This is a genomic window from Plesiomonas sp. (assembly GCF_051652165.1).
Classification (GTDB): domain Bacteria; phylum Pseudomonadota; class Gammaproteobacteria; order Enterobacterales; family CAMTGL01; genus Plesiomonas.
The window spans coordinates 114,789-140,795 of record NZ_JBOFTR010000004.1 but is presented as its reverse complement, the minus strand read 5'-3'; the positions used below and the strand labels follow the sequence as shown (position 1 = coordinate 140,795).

At 46.7% G+C, this 26,007-nt stretch carries 22 protein-coding genes and 1 pseudogene; 11 read left to right on the top strand and 12 right to left on the bottom strand.

Translation table 11 applies throughout. From position 1 onward, the window contains the following. Window positions 1-73 precede the first annotated feature (73 nt). Entirely contained in the window at window positions 74-1,411 is a 1,338-nt protein-coding gene (gene astB, locus ACRC53_RS03190) for an N-succinylarginine dihydrolase (RefSeq protein WP_438642119.1), read from the top strand. A gap of 151 nt (window positions 1,412-1,562) precedes the next feature. Next, on the top strand, window positions 1,563-1,814 hold the full coding sequence (locus ACRC53_RS03185) for a DUF2498 family protein (protein ID WP_438642118.1): 252 nt from the start codon (window positions 1,563-1,565) through the stop codon (window positions 1,812-1,814). Between the two features lie 197 nt (window positions 1,815-2,011). Here ACRC53_RS03185 and ACRC53_RS03180 read toward each other — a convergent pair whose 3' ends face one another. Continuing rightward, window positions 2,012-2,395, bottom strand: coding sequence for a DUF805 domain-containing protein (locus ACRC53_RS03180; RefSeq protein WP_438642117.1), 384 nt, complete (start codon window positions 2,393-2,395; stop codon window positions 2,012-2,014). A gap of 173 nt (window positions 2,396-2,568) precedes the next feature. Continuing rightward, a complete protein-coding gene (sohB, locus tag ACRC53_RS03175) occupies window positions 2,569-3,660 on the bottom strand; it encodes a protease SohB (protein ID WP_438642116.1) in 1,092 nt (363 codons plus the stop codon). Window positions 3,661-3,805: 145 nt separating this feature from the next. On the opposite strand from sohB, the gene ACRC53_RS03170 reads away from it, so the two are divergent. After that, complete coding sequence (locus ACRC53_RS03170; RefSeq protein WP_438642115.1) at window positions 3,806-4,567, top strand: YciK family oxidoreductase; 762 nt, start codon at window positions 3,806-3,808, stop codon at window positions 4,565-4,567. A 215-nt stretch (window positions 4,568-4,782) separates the two neighbouring features. Here ACRC53_RS03170 and rluB read toward each other — a convergent pair whose 3' ends face one another. The 3 genes from rluB to rnm all read right to left on the bottom strand — a co-directional run bounded on the left by rluB (window position 4,783) and on the right by rnm (window position 7,515). Beyond that, window positions 4,783-5,658 (bottom strand): 23S rRNA pseudouridine(2605) synthase RluB, encoded by an 876-nt coding sequence (gene rluB, locus ACRC53_RS03165; RefSeq protein WP_438623423.1) that lies wholly within the window; start codon window positions 5,656-5,658, stop codon window positions 4,783-4,785. A gap of 300 nt (window positions 5,659-5,958) precedes the next feature. After that, window positions 5,959-6,579, bottom strand: coding sequence for an L-threonylcarbamoyladenylate synthase (locus tag ACRC53_RS03160; protein ID WP_438642114.1), 621 nt, complete (start codon window positions 6,577-6,579; stop codon window positions 5,959-5,961). 39 nt (window positions 6,580-6,618) lie between these two features. Beyond that, on the bottom strand, window positions 6,619-7,515 hold the full coding sequence (rnm, locus tag ACRC53_RS03155) for an RNase RNM (protein ID WP_438642113.1): 897 nt from the start codon (window positions 7,513-7,515) through the stop codon (window positions 6,619-6,621). A 432-nt stretch (window positions 7,516-7,947) separates the two neighbouring features. Here rnm and ACRC53_RS03150 point away from each other — a divergent pair, with 432 nt between their 5' ends. The 6 genes and pseudogenes from ACRC53_RS03150 to ACRC53_RS03125 all read left to right on the top strand — a co-directional run bounded on the left by ACRC53_RS03150 (window position 7,948) and on the right by ACRC53_RS03125 (window position 15,721). Then, window positions 7,948-9,534, top strand: a complete 1,587-nt coding sequence (locus ACRC53_RS03150) for an anthranilate synthase component 1 (RefSeq protein WP_438642112.1) — start codon at window positions 7,948-7,950, stop codon at window positions 9,532-9,534. Then, window positions 9,528-11,289 (top strand): annotated as a pseudogene (trpD, locus tag ACRC53_RS03145) (anthranilate phosphoribosyltransferase). Before ACRC53_RS03150 ends, trpD begins: the two are co-directional and overlap by 7 nt. Window positions 11,290-11,292: 3 nt before the next feature. After that, window positions 11,293-12,717, top strand: a complete 1,425-nt coding sequence (trpCF, locus tag ACRC53_RS03140; RefSeq protein ID WP_438642111.1) for a bifunctional indole-3-glycerol-phosphate synthase TrpC/phosphoribosylanthranilate isomerase TrpF — start codon at window positions 11,293-11,295, stop codon at window positions 12,715-12,717. Beyond that, a complete protein-coding gene (gene trpB / locus ACRC53_RS03135; protein ID WP_438623428.1) occupies window positions 12,714-13,904 on the top strand; it encodes a tryptophan synthase subunit beta in 1,191 nt (396 codons plus the stop codon). Before trpCF ends, trpB begins: the two co-directional genes overlap by 4 nt. Beyond that, the gene (gene trpA, locus ACRC53_RS03130; protein ID WP_438642110.1) at window positions 13,904-14,752 is read left to right on the top strand and encodes a tryptophan synthase subunit alpha; all 849 of its coding nucleotides are present in this window, start codon (window positions 13,904-13,906) and stop codon (window positions 14,750-14,752) included. Before trpB ends, trpA begins: the two co-directional genes overlap by 1 nt. Before the next feature lie 249 nt (window positions 14,753-15,001). Next, entirely contained in the window at window positions 15,002-15,721 is a 720-nt protein-coding gene (locus tag ACRC53_RS03125; protein ID WP_438642109.1) for a YciC family protein, read from the top strand. Window positions 15,722-15,963: 242 nt separating this feature from the next. On the opposite strand, the gene ACRC53_RS03120 is transcribed toward ACRC53_RS03125, so the two are convergent. Both ACRC53_RS03120 and ACRC53_RS03115 read right to left on the bottom strand, forming a co-directional pair. After that, complete coding sequence (locus ACRC53_RS03120; protein WP_438642108.1) at window positions 15,964-17,712, bottom strand: SulP family inorganic anion transporter; 1,749 nt, start codon at window positions 17,710-17,712, stop codon at window positions 15,964-15,966. A 180-nt stretch (window positions 17,713-17,892) separates the two neighbouring features. After that, a complete protein-coding gene (locus ACRC53_RS03115) occupies window positions 17,893-20,031 on the bottom strand; it encodes a S9 family peptidase (protein ID WP_438642107.1) in 2,139 nt (712 codons plus the stop codon). A 98-nt stretch (window positions 20,032-20,129) separates the two neighbouring features. On the opposite strand from ACRC53_RS03115, the gene ACRC53_RS03110 reads away from it, so the two are divergent. After that, window positions 20,130-21,026 carry an NAD(P)-dependent oxidoreductase gene (locus tag ACRC53_RS03110; RefSeq protein ID WP_438639204.1) on the top strand — a complete coding sequence of 299 codons (897 nt, stop codon included), beginning with the start codon at window positions 20,130-20,132 and terminating at the stop codon, window positions 21,024-21,026. Between the two features lie 184 nt (window positions 21,027-21,210). Further along, the gene (locus tag ACRC53_RS03105; RefSeq protein WP_438642106.1) at window positions 21,211-21,750 is read left to right on the top strand and encodes a septation protein A; all 540 of its coding nucleotides are present in this window, start codon (window positions 21,211-21,213) and stop codon (window positions 21,748-21,750) included. Window positions 21,751-21,877: 127 nt separating this feature from the next. Here the strand turns inward: ACRC53_RS03105 and ACRC53_RS03100 are convergent, their stop codons facing one another. The 5 genes from ACRC53_RS03100 to pspA form a co-directional block, all read right to left on the bottom strand. Continuing rightward, entirely contained in the window at window positions 21,878-22,972 is a 1,095-nt protein-coding gene (locus ACRC53_RS03100) for a YcjF family protein (protein WP_438642105.1), read from the bottom strand. A gap of 116 nt (window positions 22,973-23,088) precedes the next feature. Beyond that, a complete protein-coding gene (locus tag ACRC53_RS03095; protein ID WP_438642104.1) occupies window positions 23,089-24,504 on the bottom strand; it encodes a YcjX family protein in 1,416 nt (471 codons plus the stop codon). Between the two features lie 90 nt (window positions 24,505-24,594). Next, the gene (gene pspC / locus ACRC53_RS03090) at window positions 24,595-24,972 is read right to left on the bottom strand and encodes an envelope stress response membrane protein PspC (protein ID WP_438642103.1); all 378 of its coding nucleotides are present in this window, start codon (window positions 24,970-24,972) and stop codon (window positions 24,595-24,597) included. Between the two features lie 5 nt (window positions 24,973-24,977). After that, entirely contained in the window at window positions 24,978-25,202 is a 225-nt protein-coding gene (gene pspB / locus ACRC53_RS03085; protein WP_438642102.1) for an envelope stress response membrane protein PspB, read from the bottom strand. Between the two features lie 87 nt (window positions 25,203-25,289). After that, window positions 25,290-25,955, bottom strand: coding sequence for a phage shock protein PspA (gene pspA / locus ACRC53_RS03080; protein ID WP_438642101.1), 666 nt, complete (start codon window positions 25,953-25,955; stop codon window positions 25,290-25,292). Between the last annotated feature and the right edge of the window lie 52 nt (window positions 25,956-26,007).

The window sequence follows — 26,007 nt, the reverse complement described above, 5'->3', positions numbered from 1 at the left end:
AGTGATTAACTGAATTGATACACACCCAAAGAGATGCCAATGTCTATCTGTTGTTATGTCATGAGAGGGTATCATGCACAGTATAGAAGTTAATTTTGACGGTCTTGTTGGCCCAACACATAACTATGCTGGATTATCAATCGGCAATGTGGCATCAACATACCATGCTCAACAACCTTCTAATCCAAAGTATGCTGCCTTACAAGGGTTAGCAAAAATGCGTACAATGCTCAAATTGGGGCTCGCTCAAGGCATTCTTCCCCCACACGAGCGCCCTGCTATGCATACTTTGCGTCAGCTCGGTTTTACTGGAGCGCCTGCACAAATGTTAGAGCAGGTATACCAAACAAACCCCCGTTTACTTGCAGCCGTAGCCTCTGCTTCAGCTATGTGGGTCGCTAATGCAGCAACTGTTTCACCGAGCACAGATACTGCTGATAAACGTGTGCACTTTACGCCAGCAAATTTGATTAATAAATTTCATCGTTCACTGGAATCTGATACTACGGGGCGCATTTTGCGTGCCGTTTTCCCGAATGACAAGTTTTTTGCACACCATTTGCCATTACCTTCTCACGATATGTTCAGTGATGAAGGTGCAGCTAACCATCTTCGGCTCTGTCATCAGCATGAAACACCGGGTATAAATTTGTTTATTTATGGCCATACTTTTTCTGATAAAAATCGGCCATCTCCACAACAATTTCCCGCTAGACAAACCTATGAGGCCAGCCAAGCTATTGCTCGATTACACGGTTTACGCCCTGAACGTACACACTTTATACAGCAAAATCCGGCTATTATTGATCAGGGAGTTTTCCACAATGATGTTATCGCTGTAGGTAACGAAAACGTCTTGTTTTATCATCAACATGCTTTTTTATCAGCAAAAAGAATAAAACACACACTTGAGCAGCAGCTAAACAGTGAAAATATTATCTTCATTGCAGTTTCAGATTCAGAGATCTCTATCAGTGATGCAGTTAAAAGCTATCTGTTTAATTCTCAACCGATTACTCTGCCTGACCACCGTATGGCACTGATTGCGCCAATAGAGTGCCAATCACATCCAATAGTTTCCCGTTATTTAGCCACACTTCTTACACAGCAAACACCCATTAAACAGGTTGTTTATATGGATTTACGCCAAAGTATGCAAAATGGCGGAGGGCCAGCCTGTTTGCGCTTAAGGGCTGTATTAACTCCTGCTGAACTCAATGCGGTTAATCCTCACTGTTTGCTGACTGAAGCAAAAATTAATCGGCTTGAAGCATGGGTAAATAAATATTATCGTGATAGATTAGCTCTAGATGAACTACGAGATCCTGCATTATTACAGGAATCTTATTTTGCACTTGATAAGCTAACTCAATTACTACAGATTGGTCATGTATACCCTTTTCAACAATAGGTGTTGTCCAAAACTGATCAACTATCACTATAAAAGTATACGATATGCCGTGTTTTTTTCTGTAAATTATCTAAAAATCAATATAATATCTAACAGTGATAGACCAATAACAGTAATAGATTATAGAGCAATCGTAAAAAACAGGTAAGTTATGACTGATAATAAACAACCAATAAAGCGTACAGATCTACTCAAAATAGCCAATGCATTAATTATAGAACACGATGATTTTATTGAGGGAATGTCAGTAGACAGTGTTGAGCAAAAAAATGGTGTTCTAATATTTCGTGGTAACTATTTTCTAGATGAAAATGGTTTACCTACTGGCCAGAGTACACTTGCCTTTAATATATTTAAGTTACTAGCACAGGCTCTTTCAAAACAATACCAGTTAATTGACTAATTTTTATTATCTCTCTATTTTCAAACTCAACGCATATTTTGCGTATATCATCAATTATCACTGTATTGTTTTAGCATCATCTTTATTTAGGTTGTATTTTTGTTATTTATTTGATAACAACACCATATATAACTCATTATGTACATGAAGTGCACTCACAGTGAGTGATACAGTATCTAGATATTGCACGAAAGCATTTAACGCGAAAAGAGTAATTTTTTTAATAACATATGCTCTTTTTTTATTGGTTCTTTTTCAATAAATACAACCGTTTCACACACAAAAAGTAGGCAAATCAGTAAAATTGAACCCATCGCGGGTAATAGGTTTACCCAAAGCAACGTTTTAGAAAGATGAGCATCAGATAAGCGTTTTGTCATTAGTGCTAACAAGGGATAAATACTCAATAATATATTGAGTACGCACACAGTATAAATACTAAATACTCCCCAGAGAATACTCACTAATCCTAACAGCCCTTGACTCACTAAAATAAGAGAAGCCAAAAAAGCTAAGCCTACACTAAATTGTACTCTTGAAATTCGGCCATGAAAGGAAAACATTAATTTTGTCCAGTACATTATAATAACCTAATCGTGTTCTAATCTTATTTTATTCATGCGCAATACAACAATATATTCTTTTATGAACTTATCGCACACTGACCCAAAATAATAGAGGCTGAATTAACAGCCTCTATAGATCATCAAATAAAAAAAGTACAAAACATATCAGGTAATATACCGATAAAAATTTACAATAATGGGCGCTGACTACGCTGAATCCAGCGCATGAGTAGACGATCAACCCCTTTTTCTGCACTGTGTGCTAATTTATCTGTAAGTTTTTTCCGCAAAATATAGCGGACTTCGAGCACATCTTTTTCCGCAATTTCACGCAACAGTATATCGTCACTTGCTGCAATTTCATCAACCAGCCCTAATGCTAGTGCTTGCTCACCAAACCAGTGTTCGCCAGTAGCAACATGGTCAATATTTAAACTCGGACGATACTGCGTAACAAAATTTTTAAATAACTGATGAGTATCTTCTAAATCTTGACGAAATTTCTCACGGCCTTTATCGGTATTTTCACCGAGCATTGTCAACGTACGTTTGTACTCACCCGCTGTCATTAACTCAATATCAATGTCATTTTTTTTCAATAACCGGTGAATGTTGGGGATCTGAGCCACAACACCGATTGAGCCAATAATCGCAAAGGGTGCTGAAACAATATGATCAGCAACACAAGCCATCATATAGCCACCACTGGCCGCCACTTTATCTACTGTTACTGTTAATTTGATCCCCTTTGCTTTGATTCGTGCTAACTGAGAAGCGGCTAATCCGTAACCATGTACCACACCACCAGGGCTCTCTAAACGCAACAAAACTTCATCTTTTTCAGTTGCAATAGCAAGTACAGCCGTCACCTCTTCACGCAGTGAAGCCACTTCATGAGCATCCATACTGCCTTTGAAATTTAAAACATAAACACAAGGCTTGGTATGGGGTGATAAGCTCTCTTCAGTTGATAGTGCCGTTTTTCCAGCCTCTTTTTCTGCAGTTTTTTCAGCTTTTTTACGCTCTTTTTCCTGTATTTTATCTAATTTTTTTTGCTTTTTACGTGCAACTTTTAGTGCTGATTCATCAAGACGCAACTCTTTTAGCTCATCAATTAACTCACGATGCTGCTGTCCTAAATCGGTAATTTGTAACTCACCACGTTTGTTTGGTTTATTACGCTGTGCCAGCCCAAAAACCAGCACCAGTAAGCCACCTATTACAGCAAATACCGTTACCGCTTTAGCTAAAAACACACCATATTGGTACAAAAATTCCACAATTAATCCTTAGGTTCAAGATGTCATCTTTACATCGTAACAAAAGCGCGCTTAATGCCCAATGTCGCGATAAAAATACAATCTGGGTACAATAGAAAAAAGACCACATTAATATATTACATTTACTGATAAAAGAGGGTGTTACGTGGAATATCAAGCGCCTAATCATCTGCTAGAAAATAAAGTGATTTTAGTCAGCGGTGCCGGTGACGGTATCGGTAAGGAAGCAGCTCTCAGCTATGCACGACATGGTGCAACCGTAATATTACTGGGCAAAACCGTACCCAAACTCGAAGCAACTTATGATCAGATTGTGGCTGAAGGTGGCGCAGAGCCTGCCATTATGCCGCTGGATCTGATGGGAGCTACCCGCCAGCACTATCAGGATATGGCCGACGTGATTCGAACACAGTTTGGTCGCCTCGATGGTGCACTACTGAATGCAGGTGTTCTCGGTATGCTCTCACCTATGGCACAATATGAAGAGAAAATCTGGCGAGAAGTCATGCAGGTGAACGTGAATGCACAGTTTTTGCTATCACAAGCACTGCTACCGCTGTTGCAGCTTGCACCGTCGGCATCACTGATCTTTACCTCATCAAGCGTAGGTAAAAAAGGCCGAGCATTTTGGGGCGCTTATGCGGTATCAAAATTTGCCACCGAAGGGATGATGCAGGTGTTGGCCGATGAGCTGGAAAACAGTGCAGTACGGGTTAACTGTATTAACCCAGGTGGTACACGTACCAAAATGCGGGCCAGTGCGTTTCCGGCTGAAAATGCAGAGTTGCTAAAAACCCCTGCCGATATTATGCCGCTGTATCTGTACTTAATGGGGGATGACAGCCGACATGAAAGCGGAAAAAGCTTTGATGCACAGCCAAACCGCTTACCGGGTGCTGCACGCTAATGTATAGCCGCTCGGGGTAATATCCGTTTTTGTGATACCTCTATTTATCATATCACGGCTGAAAATATCGAAAAAAAAGCCTGCATCTCTTAACAAGCTTGCAGGCTTTTTTATTATGAATCTGTCTATTGCATTTTGGTTTATCACAAATGCAGATGTTACTGCATAGGGATAATATAAGCCCTACACATCACGCTATAGGACTTTAACATCACTTACGCCGGACGGCGCGGGCGACGCTGCTTTTGTTGCTGCTGTTGCTGTGCATGGCGACGTACCGCACGGCGGATCTGATTTGGATTACGCTGACGACGCTGATGCTCTACCGCTACTTTAGACTGGGTTTCAGCATTGAGGCCAACCAGTTCGCGCAAGTAGTTTACATCTTTGAGCTCAAGCTCAGACCAGCCACCACGTGGAACCAGTTTTGGCAACTTGATATCACCGTAACGCACACGGATCAGACGGCTCACCTGCACGCCTTGTGATTCCCACAAACGGCGCACTTCACGGTTACGGCCTTCAGTCAGTGTGACATTAAACCACTGGTTGATGCCCTCTCCGCCTTGGAATTTGATGGTTTTAAACGATGCCGGACCATCTTCCAGTTGCACACCTAAACGCAGGCGTTGCAGCATAGGATCATCAACGGCACCAAAAACACGCACTGAGTACTCACGCTCAACTTCCTGACTTGGGTGCATCAGGCGGTTGGCCAGCTCACCGTCAGTGGTGAACAGCATCAAACCCGAGGTGTTCACGTCCAGACGGCCTACGGCAATCCAGCGGGCACCCTGCATACGTGGCAGACGATCAAAGACTGTCGGGCGGCCATCGGGATCTTTACGGGTACACAACTCACCTTCTGGCTTGTAATACGCCAGTACACGGCAGATAACGTCATCTTTTTCTTTAATCGATACCAGATGCCCGTCGATACGCACTTTCAGTGATTGACTTGGCTCAACACGATCACCGAGTGTCGCAATTTTACCGTCAATACTGACACGGCCTTGTCCGATGATAGCTTCTATTTCACGGCGTGAACCGTGGCCAGCACGGGCTAATACTTTTTGCAGTTTTTCGCTCATAAGAGCCAACCTCTTTATTGTCGCCTTCACAGGCGTCGTTCACTGTGTCTACCGTTACTGGCAACCTAAATTTGACAACACATATGTCTTTGTTTAGGCCTCTATGCACAATTTTATCTGTACATCATCACTGCTATTTATAATGAAAAACAGTGATATATACCCGTATATCGGAGTCATTCGGTTCTGCCAGAGATCCTGATTATAGGCATACAATCAGAATATAAAGGGCAGAAAATGGGGCAGCATCATACCTGATACAACGCATACCAGCAATCAATCAACGCAGGACACGTACAATTATCGAAATGGCGAACTGTCAGCAGACCCTTCTCGTACAATAACCGGTGCATCGTCGGTTAGATCAATAACTGTGGTCGGCTGTTGCCCCAGATAACCGCCATTGATAATTAAATCAACCTGATGCTCAAGATTGTCACGGATCTCTTCGGGGTCTGACTCAGCAAAATCATTACCCGGTAAAATCAGTGATGTTGACATCAAAGGCTCACCGAGAGCCTCAAGCAGAGCTTGAGCAATGGTGTTGTTCGGCACCCGCAAACCAATGGTTTTACGTTTCGGTGTCATTAGTCGACGTGGTACTTCTTTTGTTGCCTTCAAAATGAAGGTATAAGCATTTGGCGTATTATTCTTAATTAATCGAAACGCTGAATTACCAACTTGGGCATACAAAGAAAGTTCTGATAAATCACGGCAAACCAGTGTAAAATTATGTTCAGGATCAAGCTGACGTAAACGCACAATACGATCCATTGCGTGCTTATCACCGACCATACAGCCCATGGCATAGCCTGAATCTGTTGGATAAACAATCACTGCGCCTTCACGCAATAAAGTCACAGTCTGATTAATCAGACGAGTTTGCGGGTTATCTGGATGGATATAAAAAAACTGGCTCATGCTCTCTCCGAACCTGTCACTGCCACACAGCACTGTTGATCAAACAGTCATAGAACCAGATGGTAATTGATCAGACGGCAATAACCATGAATCCCAGACAGGGGTACAATCAGCCGGTAGCCATAATTTCCGTCCGAGCTCTATCCAAGCACAGGGTTGATGAAAATCAGAACCTTGTGACACTGACAGGTGATACTCTTTTGCATACGCAGCTAACTGGCTGCGCTCATGCGGCGCTTGCTGACACTGCGCCACTTCAATGGCATCTCCGCCTGCATTAGCAAAAGCATTCAGCAGGTTTTTCAGCCATTTAGCAGATAATCCATACCGAGCAGGGTGCGCTAAAACGGCTTGTCCGCCTGCGGCATGAATGGTGCTAATCGCTTGATTTATTGTACACCATTGTGGCGGAACATATCCGATTTTCCCTTTTGCCAGATATTTCTTAAATACGCCCTGCATGGTACTGGCAATACCCAACTCAACCAGATAGCGCGCATAGTGCCCCCGACTAATTGCACTGCCCTGTGCATACTTTTGCGCACCGGCAAGTGCATCGGGAATGCGGTGTTTTTCCAGCCGAACCGCTATTTCAACAGATCGAGCGTGGCGCTTTTCCTGCTGTTCGGCAATTAACTGCTGTAACGGCAGAGATTCAGGGTCAATATTTAGCCCGACAATATGGATCTCGATGTTTTCCCAGCACGTGGAAAGCTCTATGCCGTTAATGAGCTGCAATGGCAGTTGAGCATCGGTTATCGTCTGCCGAGCTTCTGCTAACCCGCTGACCGTGTCGTGATCAGTTAATGCTAACACATTGACTTGCTGTGCTACTGCGCGTTGTACCAGTTCAGTGGGCGTTAAACTGCCATCAGAGGCGGTACTGTGGCTGTGCAAATCAAACAGCGGAAAACGATCTCGTAGGGATTCAGTCATGACTCTTCCGGTTACTTATAAAGTATTACTTTTAACCAACAAAATGGCATCATTACAATCACATCTATTATTTCATCACAAAATACTCTTTTATATGTCTATATTCTCATGTTATTGCAGCATTTTACGATGAATCGCCTTGAGTCATTCACTCTGCTAAAAAAATAGCCACAATTAGGTTGACAAAGCACCAATGTATCAGCTTAATAGTACAGCGGGCCGATGAGATTTTCGTTCTTTTTAGGAAAAAAACCATACGATAACCGTGTGTAATGTTAAAAAGATTCATCATTACAGTAGGAAAATGCCTCTTTGCATAGGTGCTATTTGGGTGCTCTCTTTATTTTTTAAGTGTCACCCCATGCAAACTATACCCGCTAATACGGGTTTTTATCCCTTTTTAAATCGTTAATGGAATAACAGTGAGGGTATATGCCAATAAAACCCCAAATACAGGTCTTTTGCAGAGATGTTCCCTATTACGCTGATCCTACACGGGTATTTGAGGCCTTGTGTGGGGAAAACCCTGCAACCTTGTTACTTGATTCAGCTGAAATCAACAGCAAAAAAAATCTAAAAAGCCTGTTGTTAGTTGATGCAGCGGTTAGATTAGAGTGCCGTGAAAATCAGGTTATGTTACAGGCACTGTCTGATAACGGGCTACGTGTGCTCGATATCCTGCAACAGGCGTTAGCGTCCGCAGAGCTGACCGCTGGCGTAATACAGCAGCGTAACGCTGCACAGTTAACCCTGCACTTTGTGCAAGACGATACCGCACAAGATGAAGACTCACGGCTAAAAAGCGTTTCAGTGTTTGACAGTTTACGGGCGATATTACAGGGTATTGAAAGCCCTGCCGAGCACCCTGAAGCACTATTTATCGGCGGGCTATTTTCATACGATTTAACCGCACAATTTGAGCCGATGCCGACCGTACAACATGATCAGCGTTGCCCTGACTTTTGTTTCTATATCGCAGAAACGCTGTTGATTATGGATCACCAGCATCAGCGGGCGCATGTACAAACCTCGGCATTTGCCAGCTGTGTGCATGAACAACAGCGGCTGGCCAACCGCCTGCTAACCATTTACCAACAGCTACAAACGCTGCCGACTGCCCTACCCGCTCCGGCACTGACGCAGAGCCTGTTGACGGTCAGCCACTCTGATCTGCAATTTTGCCAAACCGTTGAAGCATTAAAAACACATATTCAATGTGGGAATATTTTTCAGGTTGTGCCATCACGCCGCTTTAGTTTGCCCTGCCCAAACCCGTTATCCGCCTACCGTGAACTGAAACAGAGCAACCCCAGCCCATATATGTTTTTTATGCAAGATGCACTCTTTACGCTGTTCGGCGCATCACCAGAAAGCGCGCTAAAATTCACTGCCACCAGCCGTCAGGTTGAAATTTACCCGATTGCCGGTACGCGGCCACGTGGTAAAACCCCTTCCGGCACGCTGGATTATGATCTGGACAGCCGCTTAGAGCTGGATTTACGGTTGGATAAAAAAGAGCTGGCAGAGCACATGATGCTGGTTGACTTAGCCCGTAATGATGTGGCACGCATCAGCGAGCCGGGTAGCCGTTACGTGGCCGATCTGCTGCACGTTGACCGCTATTCCCACGTCATGCACTTGGTTTCGCGGGTTATCGGGACATTACGCTACGATCTTGATGCGCTGCACGCTTATCAGGCCAGTATGAATATGGGCACGCTTACCGGTGCACCAAAAATACGTGCCATGCAGCTAATTTATGAAACTGAGCAGCGAAAACGCGGCAGTTATGGCGGCGCAGTGGGCTATATGACCGGACACGGTGATCTCGATACCTGTATCGTGATTCGATCAGCCTATGTTGAAAACCAGATAGCCCATGTGCAGGCCGGAGCTGGCGTGGTGTACGACTCTATACCGCAAGCAGAGGCTGATGAAACCCGCACTAAAGCGCAGGCCGTATTATCAGCCATTATTCGTGCCCATAATTTTCAGATCACGGAGTCAGCAGCATGCTAACAGAATCGGCACCCGTATCTACCCCTATCAATAGCCAGCCGATCAATATCGTACTGCTGGATAATTTTGACTCTTTTACCTACAACTTGGTTGACCAATTTCGGATGCTCGGTTGCCATGTCACCGTCTACCGCAACAGTGTCGGTGTTGCACAAATTACGGCAGCATTAGCTGCACTTGAGAACCCGATTGTGGTGCTCTCACCCGGCCCTGGCGAACCGGCAAAAGCCGGTTGTATGCCTGCATTGATTGCTGAACTCAAAGGGCGTATTCCGATGATTGGGATCTGTCTGGGGCATCAGGCACTGATTGAGGCTTACGGTGGCAATGTTGGTCGTGCCGGTGAAATTGTGCACGGTAAAGCATCGGCCATCACCCATGATGGCTGCGGCATGTTTGCCGGTTTAGCCCAACCGTTGCCGGTAGCCCGTTACCACTCTTTGGCTGGCTCGATCATTCCTGCCGAGTTGGTGGTAAATGCTCAATATAACGGGATCCCGATGGCGATTCGCCAGGATACTGATCGGGTTTGTGGCTTTCAATTTCATCCTGAATCTATTCTGACCACGCAAGGGGCGATATTACTGGCGAACACATTACGATGGGTTATGCAGCCATTTATTTTATCCTGCCATGATCATGTTGAAGCGGAATACACCGAGTAAATACTGCCAGCCTGAAAATGATAACAGGTAAAAAGATCAAGACGTTAACGGACAAGCACAACGCGAAAAGGATATCCAGATGCATACCACGATCAGCGCCATTATTGATACTCTGTTTCGGCAAGAAGCGCTCTCGCGTGAGCAGAGTCATACCCTGTTTGACGCTATTATTCGGGGTGAAATAGAGGCTGTGCCACTGGCCGCCATCTTGATCGCGCTGAAAATCAAAGGTGAAACGCCGCAAGAGATTGCCGGTGCAGCCTCGGCTCTGCTGCACAATGCCCAACCGTTCCCCCGCCCAGACTATCCGTTTGCCGATATTGTGGGTACGGGCGGTGATGGTGCGAGCACCATTAATATCTCGACGGCCAGCGCATTTGTTGCCGCCTGTTGCGGCATTAATGTTGCCAAACACGGTAACCGCAGTGTATCGAGCTTAACCGGATCATCTGATTTACTTGCGGCCCTCAATATCAATATCAACATGTCAGCACAAGATTCACGCGCTGCACTTGATGAGCTTGGGGTCTGCTTCCTATTTGCCCCGCAATACCACAGCGGTGTTCGCCATGCCATGCCCGTTCGCCAGCAACTCAAAACCCGCACCCTTTTTAATGTGCTCGGCCCGCTGATAAATCCTGCCCGTCCTGCCGTACAGCTGATGGGAGTTTACTCCCCAACCCTGTTACTGCCGATTGCCCACACGTTGCAAGAGCTTGGTTTTCAGCGCGCAGCAGTGGTGTATGGCGCAGGGTTGGATGAGGTGGCTCTGCACGGTGAAACTCAGGTTGCCGAGCTGCGTGATGGCGACATTATTCAGTACAACCTGACACCGGCAGATTTTGGTTTAAAAGCCGCCAGTCTTGATGCGCTGCGCGGAGGCGATGCACAGGAAAATGCGCAGATCATCACACATTTATTGCAGGGACAAGGAACAACGGCACACAAACATGCCGTCGCCGCTAACGTTGCGTTACTGTTACGCCTGTTCGGACACGAAAATCTACAGCACAATGCTGAACAGGCATTGTCAGTGCTCAACAGTGATCAGGCATACCAAAAAGTTCAACTTCTTGCAGCTCGAGGTTAAAGGATGAAAGAGACAGTACTCACGCGTATTGTGGCAGATAAGCACCTGTGGATTGCCGAGCAAAAAGCAGCACGCCCGCTAGAGGATTTTGTTCTTGATGTGATCCCAAGTGATCGTGATTTTTATGCTGCGCTGCATAAATCTGAACCCGTATTTATTCTCGAATGTAAAAAGGCATCACCGTCAAAAGGGTTGATCCGCGCTGATTTTGACCCAGTAGCAATTGCCCGCACTTATGCACCTTATGCCTCGGTGATTTCGGTACTGACTGATGAAAAATATTTTCAGGGCAGCTTCTCATTCCTGCCGCAAGTGCGTGCCCAAGTGACCCAACCGGTACTGTGCAAAGATTTTATTGTTGACCCGTATCAGATTTATCTTGCCCGCCTGCATCAAGCTGATGCTGTGCTGTTAATGCTCTCAGTGCTCAGTGATGAGCAGTATTTGGCGCTCCATGCCATAGCAGAGACTCTGAGTATGGGTGTACTGACTGAAGTCAGTAATTCCGAAGAGGCAAAGCGTGCGGTAGCCTTAAAAGCGCGTGTTGTTGGCATTAACAACCGTAACTTGCGTGATCTTTCGATTGATTTAGGGCGAACCGCTGAACTTGCCGCACTTCTTTCCCCTGAGACTATTATTATCAGTGAGTCAGGCATACACCAGCACCAACAAGTGGTTGAACTCAGCCGCACCGCACAGGGCTTCCTGATTGGCAGTGCTCTGATGGCCGAAAATGACCTGAACAGCGCTATCCGCCGGCTAATATACGGTGAAAATAAAGTTTGTGGTCTTACCCGCCCCGATGATGCGCTGGCTGCGTATCAGGCGGGGGCTTATTATGGTGGGCTGATTTTTGTTGGAAAATCACCGCGCTATGTTGATATTGCCACCGCCAAAGCGGTGCAGGCCGCCGCGCCGCTGCACTATGTGGGTGTATTTCGCAATGCAAAAATAGAAACGATCTGCTTAACCGTTGAACGTTTACACCTTGCTGCCGTGCAACTGCATGGCGATGAGAGTGCCGACTACATTACCCAACTGCGCGCACAATTACCTGCACAGTGCCAGATCTGGAAAGCCATCGCCGTTAATCCACAACTCGACCATTTGCCGGTGGTTGCCCTGCCACACATTGATCGCTATTTGCTTGATACCCAGCTTAATGGGCAAAGCGGTGGCACAGGCCAACCGTTTAACTGGCAACTGCTCAATAACTTACCCCAAATGGCATCGGAGTCAGCACCTATCGGGTTGAATAACACGCTGCTGGCCGGAGGCCTTTCACCCGATAACGCCGTTGCTGCGCAACGATTTGCCACTGCAGGGCTTGATTTCAACTCTGGGCTAGAGAGTGCGCCGGGGATAAAAAGTAAAGAAAAAATGGACATCACATTCTTACGTTTACGTCAGCAGGGAGTTTCAGCATGACACTACTCAACCCCTATTTTGGTGAGTTTGGCGGTATGTTTGTACCGCAAATACTTATGCCCGCACTGCGCCAACTCGAGGCTGCATTTGTCGACGCGCAGCAAGACCCACAATTCCAGCAAGAGTTTACCGATCTGCTGGTCAACTATGCAGGCAGGCCAACGGCACTCACCTTATGCCGGAATCTGACCGCTGGCACAAAAACCCGTTTATACCTCAAACGAGAGGATTTACTGCACGGTGGTGCGCACAAAACCAATCAGGTATTAGGGCAAGCACTGCTGGCCAAACGCATGGGGAAAAAAGAGATCATTGCCGAAACCGGAGCTGGGCAACATGGTGTAGCCACCGCGCTGGCCTGCGCTCTGCTCGGGTTAAAATGTCGGGTTTATATGGGTGCAAAAGATGTGGAAAGGCAATCACCCAACGTCTTTCGCATGCGCCTGATGGGAGCAGAAGTGATCCCCGTCACCTCAGGGTCATCAACACTCAAAGATGCCTGTAACGAAGCGTTGCGAGATTGGTCCGGCAGCTACGAAACCGCACATTACATGTTAGGTACTGCCGCAGGGCCGCACCCGTTCCCGACCATTGTGCGTGAATTCCAGCGCATGATTGGTGAAGAGACCAAACGCCAAATCCTAGACGCTGAAGGCCGCTTGCCTGATGCGGTCATCGCCTGTGTTGGTGGAGGTTCAAACGCCATTGGTATGTTTGCCGATTTTATCGAAGAGCCGTCAGTCAACTTAATTGGCGTTGAACCGGGTGGTTTAGGCATAGAAAGTGGCCAGCACGGTGCGCCATTAAAACATGGCAAAGTCGGTATTTTCTTTGGTATGAAAAGCCCGATTATGCAGGATAAAGAGGGGCAGATTGAGGAGTCATACTCGGTCTCTGCGGGGCTTGATTTCCCATCCGTTGGCCCACAGCATGCTTACTTAAACAGCACTGGCCGTGCAGATTATGTCTCCGTCACCGATGCTGAAGCCTTAGATGCCTTTCAGGAAATTGCCCGCAGTGAAGGCATTATTGCTGCGCTCGAATCTTCACATGCACTGGCCCATGCACTAAAAATGGCGCGCAGTGAACCGGAAAAATCGCAGTTACTGGTGGTCAACTTATCAGGCCGTGGGGATAAAGATATCTTCACTGTACATAAAATTTTGCAAGACAGCGGGGTGATGTAATGCATACCAGCCACACACAACCAACTCAGGCCAGCAGTGGCCGCTATGCCGCCCTGTTTTCTCGTTTACATGCGCAACAAGAGGCCGCCTTTGTTCCTTTTGTGACGCTCGGTGATCCGCACCGTGCTCAATCATTGGCAATTATTGATACCCTGATTGAAGCCGGTGCCGATGCCCTTGAGTTGGGCATCCCCTTTTCTGACCCATCAGCCGATGGCCCCACCATTCAGGCTGCCACTTTGCGTGCTCTGCATGCTGGAGTGACCCCTTCGGTCTGCTTTGAGATGCTCGCCGAAATTCGCCAAAAGCATCCGGCCATTCCGATAGGCCTGCTGATGTACGCAAATCTGGTGTACGCCAACGGGATTGCACATTTTTATGCTCAATGTGCGCAGGCAGGTGTCGACTCTGTGCTGATTGCTGATGTTCCGGTTGAAGAGTCTGGCGAGTTTCGAGCTGTTGCCGAGCAATACGGTATCGAAACTATCTTTATCTGCCCGCCCAATGCCGACGAGCAAACTCTACGCGCAGTTTCGCAACACAGTAAAGGGTACACCTACCTGCTCTCGCGGGCTGGCGTGACTGGAACCGAAAGTCGAGCACAAATGCCGTTAGATCATCTGGTGCGCCAATTGCGTGAGTACAATGCGCCACCGGCACTGCTGGGATTTGGGATCGCAGAGCCTACGCAAGTCACCGCAGCAATACAAGCGGGCGCGGCAGGCGCAATTTCAGGTTCAGCGGTTGTCAATATTATTGCCAAGCATCTTGACCAACCGCAACAGATGCTAACCGCACTGACCGATTTTATCCGCCCGATGAAAGCGGCTACCCGCAATCTGCGCTGATAGTATGAGTCAACAGTAGAGGTTTACTCTAAAACGGTATCTACGCGATTTTCAGTGCTCAGTCTACTGACACCACAAAAAAACATCACCAAGGAAAACTGCACGGGTCTGCCGGCAGTTTTCCTACTCAATAAATCACAATTCTGGTTTTCCACTGCACTGACGGGGTGATGTACGTTTAATTCTGTCTGGCAACCCGCTACAATCAGCCGCAATCACCGTACCCTGCATGAACCGGAAGGAGTTTTCATGCCAACCACCGCTAATTCCCTGTTCCGCGATAGTATTAATTTTATCCGAAATAACCTTAATACTGTGTTATTACTCTCTCTGTTAGCGGCGCTGATTGTTGTTATTACCGAGCATTTTATGCTCAGTGGCATCAATACTCTCGAAATGTCGCAGCAAGAAATAGCCCTCAAAACAATGCGCGCACAAACTATGCTCAATATTTTGTCAACGCCATTGTTTAACGCTTGCTTATTAAGCTTTGTGATCCTTAGCACACGGGGAAATACAGCAAATATCAGTACAGCGTTACAAACAGGTGTGCCACTCTACTTTGCAATGCTCGGTATTGAGGTTCTTTCAGGTTTAGCCACCTTTGCCGGTGCTATTGCGCTCATTTTACCCGGTATTTATATGGCTGTGCGTTTGGCATTGGCACCCTGTTTTCTGGCTGCTGAAGGCCAGAGTATGATTGATGCACTAAAGTCAAGTTGGCATGCATCAAAACCATGGATGAAACTGATTCTACAAGGTTATCTGATCATTTATTTGGGCATTCGTTTACCTGTGGTGTATCTCATCAGTGCGCTCGATAACAGCATGCAGATGAACGGTTCATTATTTGCGCTCTTAATCAGTGTTGTTTATAACTTGACCAGTGCGTTAATGCTCGTATTTCTCTTTCGCTTGTATATGTTGGAGATCTTCAAACGCCCTGCTACTGTGGTGATTGAACAATAACACAGCATAAAAACAACAAGCCGCCTCAATAAAGCCTATTTAAGGTATAAAGTCCGGTAAAAAGGCCGTAAAGATAAACAGCACTGACTCGATAGGACACCCATATTGAGCAAAGCATTTACACACTTTACGGCCTTTTGATTGACTGCTTTTTATACTTTACTTATATATTCAATGCTTTTTAAATTAAGCGTTGGCTATATAAAAATAAAGTGATATTGATGCGCAATTAGGCTTAACACTTACGCTGTACCACCGCCTTCCAGTGAGCATTCAACACACTGCGCACTTTGTACCAAGCGTACAGCTAAGTAGATATCGGGCAGCAGCACAACGCCATAATCCCCGTTTTGCAGACCGGAATCTTTCAGCCAGCGCGTCATCTCGGTTAAGCGCCCTGCAATCACTAAACGAATGTTGCGCCGTTTCAACGCTTTTTGCAGCTCACCCAATACAGCCAGCACGCTGACATCGGCATAGGTGAAACTCGATACCGCATCAAGCACAACCCAGCGCGGCTGGTTGTCTGACGTATCCACCAGCTCAAGTACCCGTTTTTTGAAATACGGCACGTTAAAGTAGGTCAGCGGTGAGTTAAAGCGGTAAATCATCACCTGATCTAATGATTTAATCCCGTTACCGTTACCCAGAGAACGGACCAACCCCTCTTCATCCAGCCCCAACAGTTGTTCTGTCGGGCGGAATACCGTTTTCATAAACTGCGCCAAGGCCAGCAAAACGGCCATCATAATGCCGGGGATAACCCCCATCACCAATACGCTGATAAAGGTAAACAGCGCCAGCCAAAAGGCTGATTTATTGCGTTTGCGCAGGAAAAACAGGCCGCGCAGATCCATCAGGTGAAATGATGAATAAATCAATACCACCCCTAATGCGGCAATCGGCACGTACTGCAATGGTGTGGTAAAAAAGAACATCACCACCGCAATCATCAGTGCCGCCACGATTGACACCAACTGAGATTTCCCACCGTTAGCATCATTAACTGCAGTACGTGAATCAGCACCACTGACCGCAAACCCCTGCGAAAAAGCCGCCGCCAGATTAGCCAGCCCCAGCGCACGAAACTCTTGATCAGGGTCTATATCATATCCATTTTTAGCGGCAAAACTGCGCGCGGTCAGCATCATGCTTACGAAGCTGACTACGGCAAGGTTGAGTGCAGGCATGACAATATCACGCAGCAAACCTGGGGGGAAAACCGGCCACTGCACCACCGGCAAACCGGCCTGCACATAGCCAATGGTTGCCACGTTATACTGGCTTAAGTTAAATAGCCACACGGTAAATGCAGCAACCATCATCGCAAGCAATGAACTTGGCCAGCGCGGTTTAATCCGTTTACAGGCTAATATGCACACCAATGTCAGAACACTGACCGCCGTAGTGACAATATGAGAATGCACAATATAATTTACACCAGATAAAATTCGCTCGATCAAAAAACGTTGTTCGTAGGTAAAACCGAACACTTTACTGAGCTGCCCCACAATAATGGTCACCGCTACTCCGTTGAGCAGACCGGTCAGAATGGGGCGTGATAAAAAATCAGCCAACATCCCCAAATGAAAACGGCTGGCTATCAGACACCACAGACCAGTCATGATGGTCATGACAATCACCAGTTGCCAATAGCGTTCAGGATCACCCATCGCCAGCGGGGAGACAGTAGCGGCAACCACCGCACAGGTTGCGGCATCTGGCCCAATAATCAGTTGTTTGGATGAACCAAACACCGCATAGGCCAGCATCGGTAAAATGCACGAATACAGCCCAGCAGCAGGCGCAACCCCCACCAAACTAGCATAAGCAATAGCCACTGGCAGCGCCACAGCAGCCACAGATATTCCGGCTGTGACATCTGATTTGAACCATTCGCGTTGGTAATTTAACAGTGTTGATAATCCCGGGGTCCAGCGGGATATCAGGGTTAACAGCATCGCCTTAAAAGACATTGCTTTCAGGTGCATCTCTCACTCTCCTTGTGCGCAACAAGTATTTGTGTGTCACAAGCATGAAAGATCGGCAGATATTTAATCTGCCTTTATGCTCTTATCGAAATACACACTTATTTGCATAATTTGTGAATGAGTATGGCATAACCTATTTTCATCACTCAATATGCCAAAAATAACCGACTCTCTCTAACGTTAGCAGCCAAACGGGATTTTTGCGCTGGCTGACAAATGGAGGATTAAAAAAGCATCAATCAGCGCACTTTCCGCTATCCACTCATAGCGCCCTGATGCACCGCCGTGTCCAGCATCCGTTTCAATATGGCATAATACTGGCGCACAACCTTGTTGCATATCGCGGATACGTGCTACCCACTTCATTGGTTCCCAATAGGTCACGCGGGTATCATGCAGCCCTGCGGTCGCCAATATCGGCGGATAGTGCTGCTCTTTTAAGTTATCGTACGGAGAGTAGGCACGTATCCAACCATACGCTTCTGGCTCTTCTGGGCAGCCCCACTCTTCATACTCTAAACAGGTTAACGGCAGTGATGCGTCAAGCATCGTCGTTAAGGTATCAACAAACGGCACCGCGGCGACCACTGCACCAAAAAGCTCTGCACGCAAATTCAGCGCACCGGCCACCAGCAAACCACCAGCACTGCCGCCGTATAAGCCTATCTGTCCAGCACGGGTATAACGTGCAGCAATCAGGTGCTCGGCACAGGCGATAAGATCGGTAAAACTGTTGTTTTTATGTGCCAGCTTTCCCTGCTCATACCATGTGCGGCCACAGGTTGCCGAACCGCGCACGTGTGCCTGTACACAAATCATGCCCCGCTCAAGCAGTGGCAACCAACTGCGTGCTAGCCCTAAATCATCAATATCGCCGTACGCACCATAACCGCATAACACCAATGGCGCAGGTGTTTGCACAGATTTTGGCTTCACCATGGTCATTGGAATACGTGCGCCATCGTGCCCATTAGCCCACAAGCGTAAGATCTCAAATTTATCGGGATCAAAACCTGCAAGCTCATCTTGCTGCAACACTGACGACTCGCCGCTGGCAATGTCGTACTGCATCACGGCCACGGGGCGGATAAAGGTCGAATAGCTGTAGCGTACCTGCTGAGTGTAATAATCAGGGTTTGCGCCAAATCCACAATCCCACGCAGCATCATCAAACGCTATTTGCTGCTCCGGTTGCGCTTCTCCGTGCCAAATATGCAAGCGGGTTAGCCCCTCGGAAACCGAGCTATAGGTAATAAAATCAGCAAAACAGGAGATCCCATCGAGCAGACGATCATCACTTCCGGCAATCACCGTCTGCCACTTGGCCGGATCGCACAGCGTATCGTCCACCTTGGCAATCCGAAAGTTTGGGTGATCATCGTTGGTCAGTAGCCAGAACTCCCCCTTTGCTTTTGGCGGGATACCGCGATCAGCGATTAAGTGATCAGCAATACGATGATCAGCGGCTTTATGATCGACACATCGGTAGTCAATACTTCGGTGATCAACATAGTACTCAACCCCCTCACGCAGTGGAGCAATCAGCATTGGCTGCGCAGTAGGATCATCGGCATCCAATGCCCAGCAAACGCTGCAACTTGAACCACTGGCGGTAATAATCACCCACCGATTGCTGCGTGTTCGCTCAACCGACAAGAACAGATCGCCCTCGGGAAGCTCAAGCAAACAGGCATCCTCAGTTTGCGCACTGCCTAATCGGTGGCGATACACCGACAATGGCCGGTTTTGTGCATCAAGAGCAACATAAATGCAGTGCCGGTTATCATTCATCCAGCAAAAACTGCTGGAGCAGCCGGTCAGGATTGCCGGAAGATCACAGTCGAGACTCAAATCACGCAATCTCAACTGATATTGCTCATCGCCTTGCTGATCAACGGCCCACATCAGCAGACGGTGATCGGGGCTAATTTCAACCGCACCGACATCAAAATAGGCCTCATTTTCGGCATACAGTGGTTCGTTTAAGCAGATCTCTTCACTGCCACTTTCACCCAAACGTCGGCAAAACAGCGGGTACTCTTCCCCTTTCTGGTAGCGGGAGTAGTAAAAATAGGGGCCATCGGCAATCGGAACCGATGACCACTCATCGCGGATACGCTGGCGAATTTCATCTGAAATCTGCTGTTGCAGGCTTTCGTTTTCGGCCATAACCACCTGACAATAGCGGTTTTCAGCCTCAATATGGCGCATAACATCGGGATCATGCTCTATATCCCGCAACCAAAAATAGGGATCATGCCGCACCTCACCGTGTGCAACGTGGGTATAGGGGATTTTCTTTGTTTTAGGTGCTTGCAATGCACACTCCTCAAAAATACGTCATTGAAACTGGTGTTTCGGCCACCGATAAAGTCATAATGCAGCGACAAATCTAATCAGACAAGGGAGTTGGAGCGATGGCAAAGGTCAGTTTTATTGGATTAGGTGTAATGGGCTACCCGATGGCCGCCCATTTGCTGGCTGCAGGGCACGAGGTTATGGTCTATAACCGCACCACCGCCAAGGCTCAGCAATGGGTTGCACAGCATGCCGATGCATCTCAAATCCCCCATGCGATTCGTTATGCACACACTCCGCGCGAAGCGGTAGAGCAGGCTGACTTCGTGATGACCTGTGTTGGTAACGATAATGATGTCCGTGCAGTCTATTACGGTGCTGAAGGTATTTTTGCCGGTGCAAAAACCGGTGCGATATTGATTGATCACACTACCGCATCGGCAGATTTAGCACGTGAGCTGTATGCTGATGCGCTAAAACACGGTATGCACTTTATTGATGCACCGGTTTCTGGTGGTCAGGCAGGCGCAGAAAATGGCGCACTCACAACGATGTGTGGTGGCGATGAAGCGGTATTTGCACAGGCCAAACCCATCATGGCGGCCTACAGCAAAGCGGTGACACTGCTTGGCCATGCGGGTAGCGGCCAGTTATGCAAAATGGTTAATCAGATCTGTATTGCTGGCGTGCTGGCCGGATTATCAGAAGCAGTCAGCTTTGCCTCGGCTGCCGGTCTGGATGTAGCACAGGTTCGTGATGTGATAAAGCTCGGTGCTGCCGGTTCATGGCAATTGGAAAACCGTGCCGCAACCATGGCTGATGATAAATTCGATTTTGGCTTTGCGATTGACTGGATGCGTAAAGATCTGGCGATCTGTTTTGCCGAAGCGGAGAAAAACCATGCACCACTGCCAATGACGGCACAGGTTGATGCCGCGTATGCACGTTTACAAGCCGAAGGTTTAGGCCGATGTGATACGTCAGTGCTGATTCGATCACTCACGCTGCCAAAATAAGCAAACGTGTTGATGTTGTTGTTCCACAATACCCATTATTGCTGTGTTGGATGATGATGTCGCTGTTGAACGATACCCATGTTCCAGCCAAATATGTCGGTTTAAGCAATAAACGATACCGTTTTGTCTGGCACAAAGAATAACGTATAGTTTTCTACCTGATTTGAGCGAGAGACCCGATTTAATGAAGCAGTTGTTAGATTTCATTCCGCTGATCGTCTTTTTTGCGGTGTATAAATTCTATGATATTTATGCGGCGACTGGTGCGCTGATTGCGGCCACGGCGTTGCAGATAGTGCTGACATGGGTGCTGTACCGGAAAGTTGAAAAGATGCAACTGGTGACGTTTGCCATTGTCACGGTATTTGGTAGTTTAACCATGGTACTCCACAATGATGTATTCATTAAATGGAAAGTCACTGTGGTGTATGGCTTGTTCTCTGTTGCGTTGTTGGTCAGCCAGTGGATGACCCATACGCCGATTATCCAGCGGATGTTCGGCAAGGAAATTACCCTGCCTGCGGTGATCTGGAAGCGGTTAAATATTGCGTGGGCACTCTTTTTCGCCGCATGCGGGTTGTTGAATGTGTATGTGGCGTTTTATTTACCCCTTTCAGTATGGGTAAATTTTAAAGTGTTTGGCTTGTTGCTAATGACGCTGATTTTTACTGTACTCAGTGGGCTATATATTTATCGCCACACGAAAGATCAGCCACAAAGCTAATTAATGTTTTTTGCTGTTTAACCAAAGAGCTAACAATCATCACAAAAAAGGTTTACCCCACATGGGGTAAACCTTTTTTATTGGTCACTCAACAATGCATTAATTTATTAGATAGACTAATGAGGGTTTACTCGTCATATGGGTTTTCTGTTGGACGGCGGCTAAGTATGGTTTTTAACTGACCTACAAGCTCTTGACGAATCATGCCTAGACGGGGTTTATCGTTATCAACCCATGGCAGTGGGCGGCATAACTCCATCGCTTTAATACCTAAACGAGCAGTCAGTAATCCGACACCGATGCCCTGCGCAGCACGGGCTGATAGGCGAGCTGTAATATCCTGCGATAGCCAATCCATACCCACATCACGTACTACATCAGTTACACCGGCAAAAGCGATATTAAACAGTACCATTTTTAGCAAACGCAAACGGCTAAAATAGCCAAGCTCAATGCCATACAAATTTGCTACACGGTTAACTAAACGGACATTACGCCATGCAATAAAGGCCATATCAACCAGTGCCAATGGGCTACAAGCCACCATAATAGCTGATTCAGCAGCGTAACGGCTGATCTCAGCGCGGGCTTGTTTATCAAGTAACGGCTGCACCATATTGGCATACAGCTGTACGATTTCTCGATCGTTATGTGTATCTTGCAACGAAGCCCGCCACCGCAAAAGTGTAGGATGCTGCGCATCAAGCACCGATTGAGTCGCCAATTTTTCACAAAATGGTCGTGCTTGCCCCATACTGTGGCTATATAATAAATGGGTTGCAATATCACGCTCTTGCCCTTGGCGTTTTAGTGTACGTAAACGTCGCCATTCACCAATCAGTGCGCCTGTACCTGCCAATAAAACTAGACTGCCCGCAGCCGCTGTTGCCAACATAACCCAATCAGCACTTTGCCATGCTTGTACCATGCTGTTAACGGTATGGCCAATGGCTGCAACACCAAACCCAAATAAACCTAGCCCAAAGACTTTACGCCATAGGCTACGGCGTGGCTTAAGCGCCAATGTTATCTGCTCATCAAGTGGCTCTGGTTGCATTTCACTCAAGTCTACGGTGTGAAAGTTATCAGCAGATTCAAAAATTTGTTTGGTGCGTAAAGGGTCTTCTTGCGGTGAGGACTCTGCACTATCAAATGTAATTTTCTGTTTTAACAGAGGCTCTTGTGGTGTTGCTATGTTCGATTGCTGTTTTGATGTATTCATAAGACTGACCACAGTGTATCGCCAATGATTACCCTGCACTGCGTTGATACACTATCAACGCTCAGATTCAGGAAAAAGGCCGTAAGTATAGGAATAAAATGATGCTAAGGGCAGTATTAGCGCAGTTTATCGCCTAGCAAAAACTCCATAACAGAATCAAGGCGAATGTGCGGTAAAGGCTCATCTAATGCGCAAGGACGCGGGCGAAAGCTTTCAAAATCAAACGTTTGTCTCTGCCAAAAATCCCCCGAAGGCAGGCGAGATGGCACATCGCCTGGATAAATAAGTAGAGGCTCACCATCATTTAACCGATTTCCACGCAGTGCATTGAGCGTTCGCCCTTGATGCTGCATCTGGCCAATATCGGTAGCCTGAACCGATGCTAGGCTTGCGCAATCCATATTAATGCCTTCAAAAGCAGCGTTTTGCCATGCCTCTTGTACTAATTGTTGTAACAGTGAAACCAAATTAGCGTGCTGATCAGGTGTTATATGGTCTGCTTTTGTGGCAGCAAACATCAGTTTATCAATACATGGGGAGAATAAACGACGCAATAAAGTGCGTTTCCCATAATGAAAACTTTGCATCAGTTGTGCCAACGCAAGGCGCATATCATTAAATGCTTGTGGCCCAATGTTTAACGGTTGCAGACAATCAACCAGTACAATTTGTCGATCAAAATGCGCAAAGTGATCGCGATAAAACCCTTTAACTACATGCTGACAATAGTGCTCAAAACGAGCTTGTAATAGGCCAAAGTTGCTATTTTTACCGGCCTTGAGTAGCTCACTTTCACTGGCAGCATGAGACCCCGTATGTAGCCCTCCTGCCCATGGGAAAAATTGCAGTACTGGCGCACCGGCTAGATCTCCTGGCAAAATAAAGCGCCCTGGCTGAATAAAGTGTAAACCTTCATCCTTACAACGTTGTAAATAAGCTGTATAAGCATGGGCTATTTCAGCTAACAAATTCTCATCTGCAGGTGCAAACGGATCACATTGTGCAGCTAACGTAAGCCATGGCTGCGCCCACTCAACCCTTGCCCCTGTAACCATACCCGTCATTTGTTGTGACCAGTCTATATAATTTTGATCTAATAACGGTAAATCGAGTAGCCACTCACCGGGGTAATCAACAATTTCAAGATTTAACGTTGCGAGCTCACTTAAATGGCGCAACAGTGAATGTTGTGGTCGGTAACGAATACTCAACCGAATTTGACTTACCCCACGGGTGGCTATCGGCCATGCGGGTGGCTCACTTAATAAGCTGTGCATTCCCTCATCATAAGCAAAACGCGGAATGGCGAGATCACGCTGTGGAATACGCTTAATTCCCTTAATTCGCCCTTCACGAACAGCCGAAAATAATGGTAAACGCGCTCCTGCATTCACATACAGCAGTTGATTAACCAATGAGGTAATAAATGCTGTTTTCCCACTACGACTAAGACCTGTAACCGCTAAACGTACATGACGATCTAATCCACGGTTAACAAAAGTCGAGAGTTCATTTTTAATACGGTGCTTCATGTTGACTCACTGGCTATTTTACACGTTTACGGTTAATGTTGATTCTTGTGCACTAGCATGGCGTTAAAACATAGCACCGATAACATTCGTTTATAACTGGCGGAATTTGTTTCTTACCTTAAATGTCTCAGATGTAACATAAGACTCTAAACGTCGGAGTCGTGCTTCTATCTCATCAAACTCACTCGTCAATGTGTTTACCCGCTTACGCGGTGCTTCACCTGCTTGCCAACTTTTTGCTTTTAATTGCGGTTCATCGGTTTGTTCATATGATAATGGTGCTTTATCCATAAAAAACCATGCTGCGATATAACCGAGCAATACAATACCTGTACCACCGAGCAAGAAAAGCGTTAATACTAAAATGCGGACTAACCAGACTTCCATCCCCATATAGTGTGCAACCCCTGCGCACACACCGGCTATTTTTCCCTCTTGGGGATAACGGTAAAGATGATTACGTGTCATTCGGCTTACTCCCTCCAAGTTGGGTGCTGCGCATCTAAAATAATTTCTAATGAACGAATGCGCTCACGCATTTGTTGTGTTTCACGCGTCAGTGTTTCGAGTCGGCTACGCTCTTCTTGACTGAGCCCTTCACCCAACTCACGCTGGCTACGGTAGTGAAACCACAACCAGAGCGGAGCAACAAACAGAAAAAAAATGGTTAGTGGGATAGCGAGAAAAAAACTGCCCATACGGGTACTCCTTGTCATGCAAGAGGTAACAAATGTGACCTCTTGCAGGGTTATTATGGTGGCTATGGCAAGTACGCTACCCTAACCTTAGACATCTTGCTTCATTTTAGCTTTCAGTGCGGCCAACTCACAGCTGATCTCATCATCGGCTTGTAACTCAGCAAATTCAGCATGTAAACTTTTTTGCTTACCAAGCCCCATGGTATCGGCTTGCGCTTCCATATGATCGATACGGCGTTCAAACTGCTCAAAACGTGCCATCGCTTCATCAATGCGTGAATTATCAAGTTGGCCACGCACACTGCGTGATGATGCCGCTGCTTGATAACGCACCTGCAATGCTTGCTGACGAGCACGTGTTTCGCTCAATTTTTTCTCAAGCTCACCCGCTTCACTGCTCATGCGGTGAATACTGATCTCTACCGCATCAAGCTCTTGTTGCAGGTGTGTGATCAACTCAGCCACTTTTTGCTTTTCAATCAAGGCTGCACGAGCCAAATCTTCACGATCTTTACGCAATGCTAACTCAGCTTTATCTTGCCACTCTGACTCTTGCATTTGAGTATGCTGAATACGGCGCGCTAAATTTTTCTTTTCTGCTAACGCGCTGGCTGAAGTAGATCGCACTTCAACTAGCGTATCCTCCATCTCTTGGATCATCAACTTAACCAACTTTTCTGGATCTTCTGCTTTATCTAATAACGCATTAATGTTGGCATTTACAATATCGGCAAAACGGGAAAAAACACCCATGGTCGTACTCCTCGTCAATAATTATGTTGGTTATCAAACAAAATCAGCTCAA

Bases quoted from the DNA above. Each gene is read 5' to 3' on its own strand.
- ACRC53_RS03105 (WP_438642106.1), top strand. From the start codon at position 21,211: ATGAAGCAGTTGTTAGATTTCATTCCGCTGATCGTCTTTTTTGCGGTG.
- pspA (WP_438642101.1), bottom strand. From the start codon at position 25,955: ATGGGTGTTTTTTCCCGTTTTGCCGATATTGTAAATGCCAACATTAAT.
- trpB (WP_438623428.1), top strand. From the start codon at position 12,714: ATGACACTACTCAACCCCTATTTTGGTGAGTTTGGCGGTATGTTTGTA.
- pspB (WP_438642102.1), bottom strand. From the start codon at position 25,202: ATGGGCAGTTTTTTTCTCGCTATCCCACTAACCATTTTTTTTCTGTTT.
- astB (WP_438642119.1), top strand. From the start codon at position 74: ATGCACAGTATAGAAGTTAATTTTGACGGTCTTGTTGGCCCAACACAT.
- ACRC53_RS03160 (WP_438642114.1), bottom strand. From the start codon at position 6,579: ATGAGCCAGTTTTTTTATATCCATCCAGATAACCCGCAAACTCGTCTG.
- pspC (WP_438642103.1), bottom strand. From the start codon at position 24,972: ATGACACGTAATCATCTTTACCGTTATCCCCAAGAGGGAAAAATAGCC.
- ACRC53_RS03100 (WP_438642105.1), bottom strand. From the start codon at position 22,972: ATGAATACATCAAAACAGCAATCGAACATAGCAACACCACAAGAGCCT.
- ACRC53_RS03095 (WP_438642104.1), bottom strand. From the start codon at position 24,504: ATGAAGCACCGTATTAAAAATGAACTCTCGACTTTTGTTAACCGTGGA.
- rnm (WP_438642113.1), bottom strand. From the start codon at position 7,515: ATGACTGAATCCCTACGAGATCGTTTTCCGCTGTTTGATTTGCACAGC.
- ACRC53_RS03180 (WP_438642117.1), bottom strand. From the start codon at position 2,395: ATGTACTGGACAAAATTAATGTTTTCCTTTCATGGCCGAATTTCAAGA.
- trpCF (WP_438642111.1), top strand. From the start codon at position 11,293: ATGAAAGAGACAGTACTCACGCGTATTGTGGCAGATAAGCACCTGTGG.
- ACRC53_RS03185 (WP_438642118.1), top strand. From the start codon at position 1,563: ATGACTGATAATAAACAACCAATAAAGCGTACAGATCTACTCAAAATA.
- rluB (WP_438623423.1), bottom strand. From the start codon at position 5,658: ATGAGCGAAAAACTGCAAAAAGTATTAGCCCGTGCTGGCCACGGTTCA.
- ACRC53_RS03150 (WP_438642112.1), top strand. From the start codon at position 7,948: ATGCCAATAAAACCCCAAATACAGGTCTTTTGCAGAGATGTTCCCTAT.
- ACRC53_RS03120 (WP_438642108.1), bottom strand. From the start codon at position 17,712: ATGCACCTGAAAGCAATGTCTTTTAAGGCGATGCTGTTAACCCTGATA.
- ACRC53_RS03125 (WP_438642109.1), top strand. From the start codon at position 15,002: ATGCCAACCACCGCTAATTCCCTGTTCCGCGATAGTATTAATTTTATC.
- trpA (WP_438642110.1), top strand. From the start codon at position 13,904: ATGCATACCAGCCACACACAACCAACTCAGGCCAGCAGTGGCCGCTAT.
- ACRC53_RS03110 (WP_438639204.1), top strand. From the start codon at position 20,130: ATGGCAAAGGTCAGTTTTATTGGATTAGGTGTAATGGGCTACCCGATG.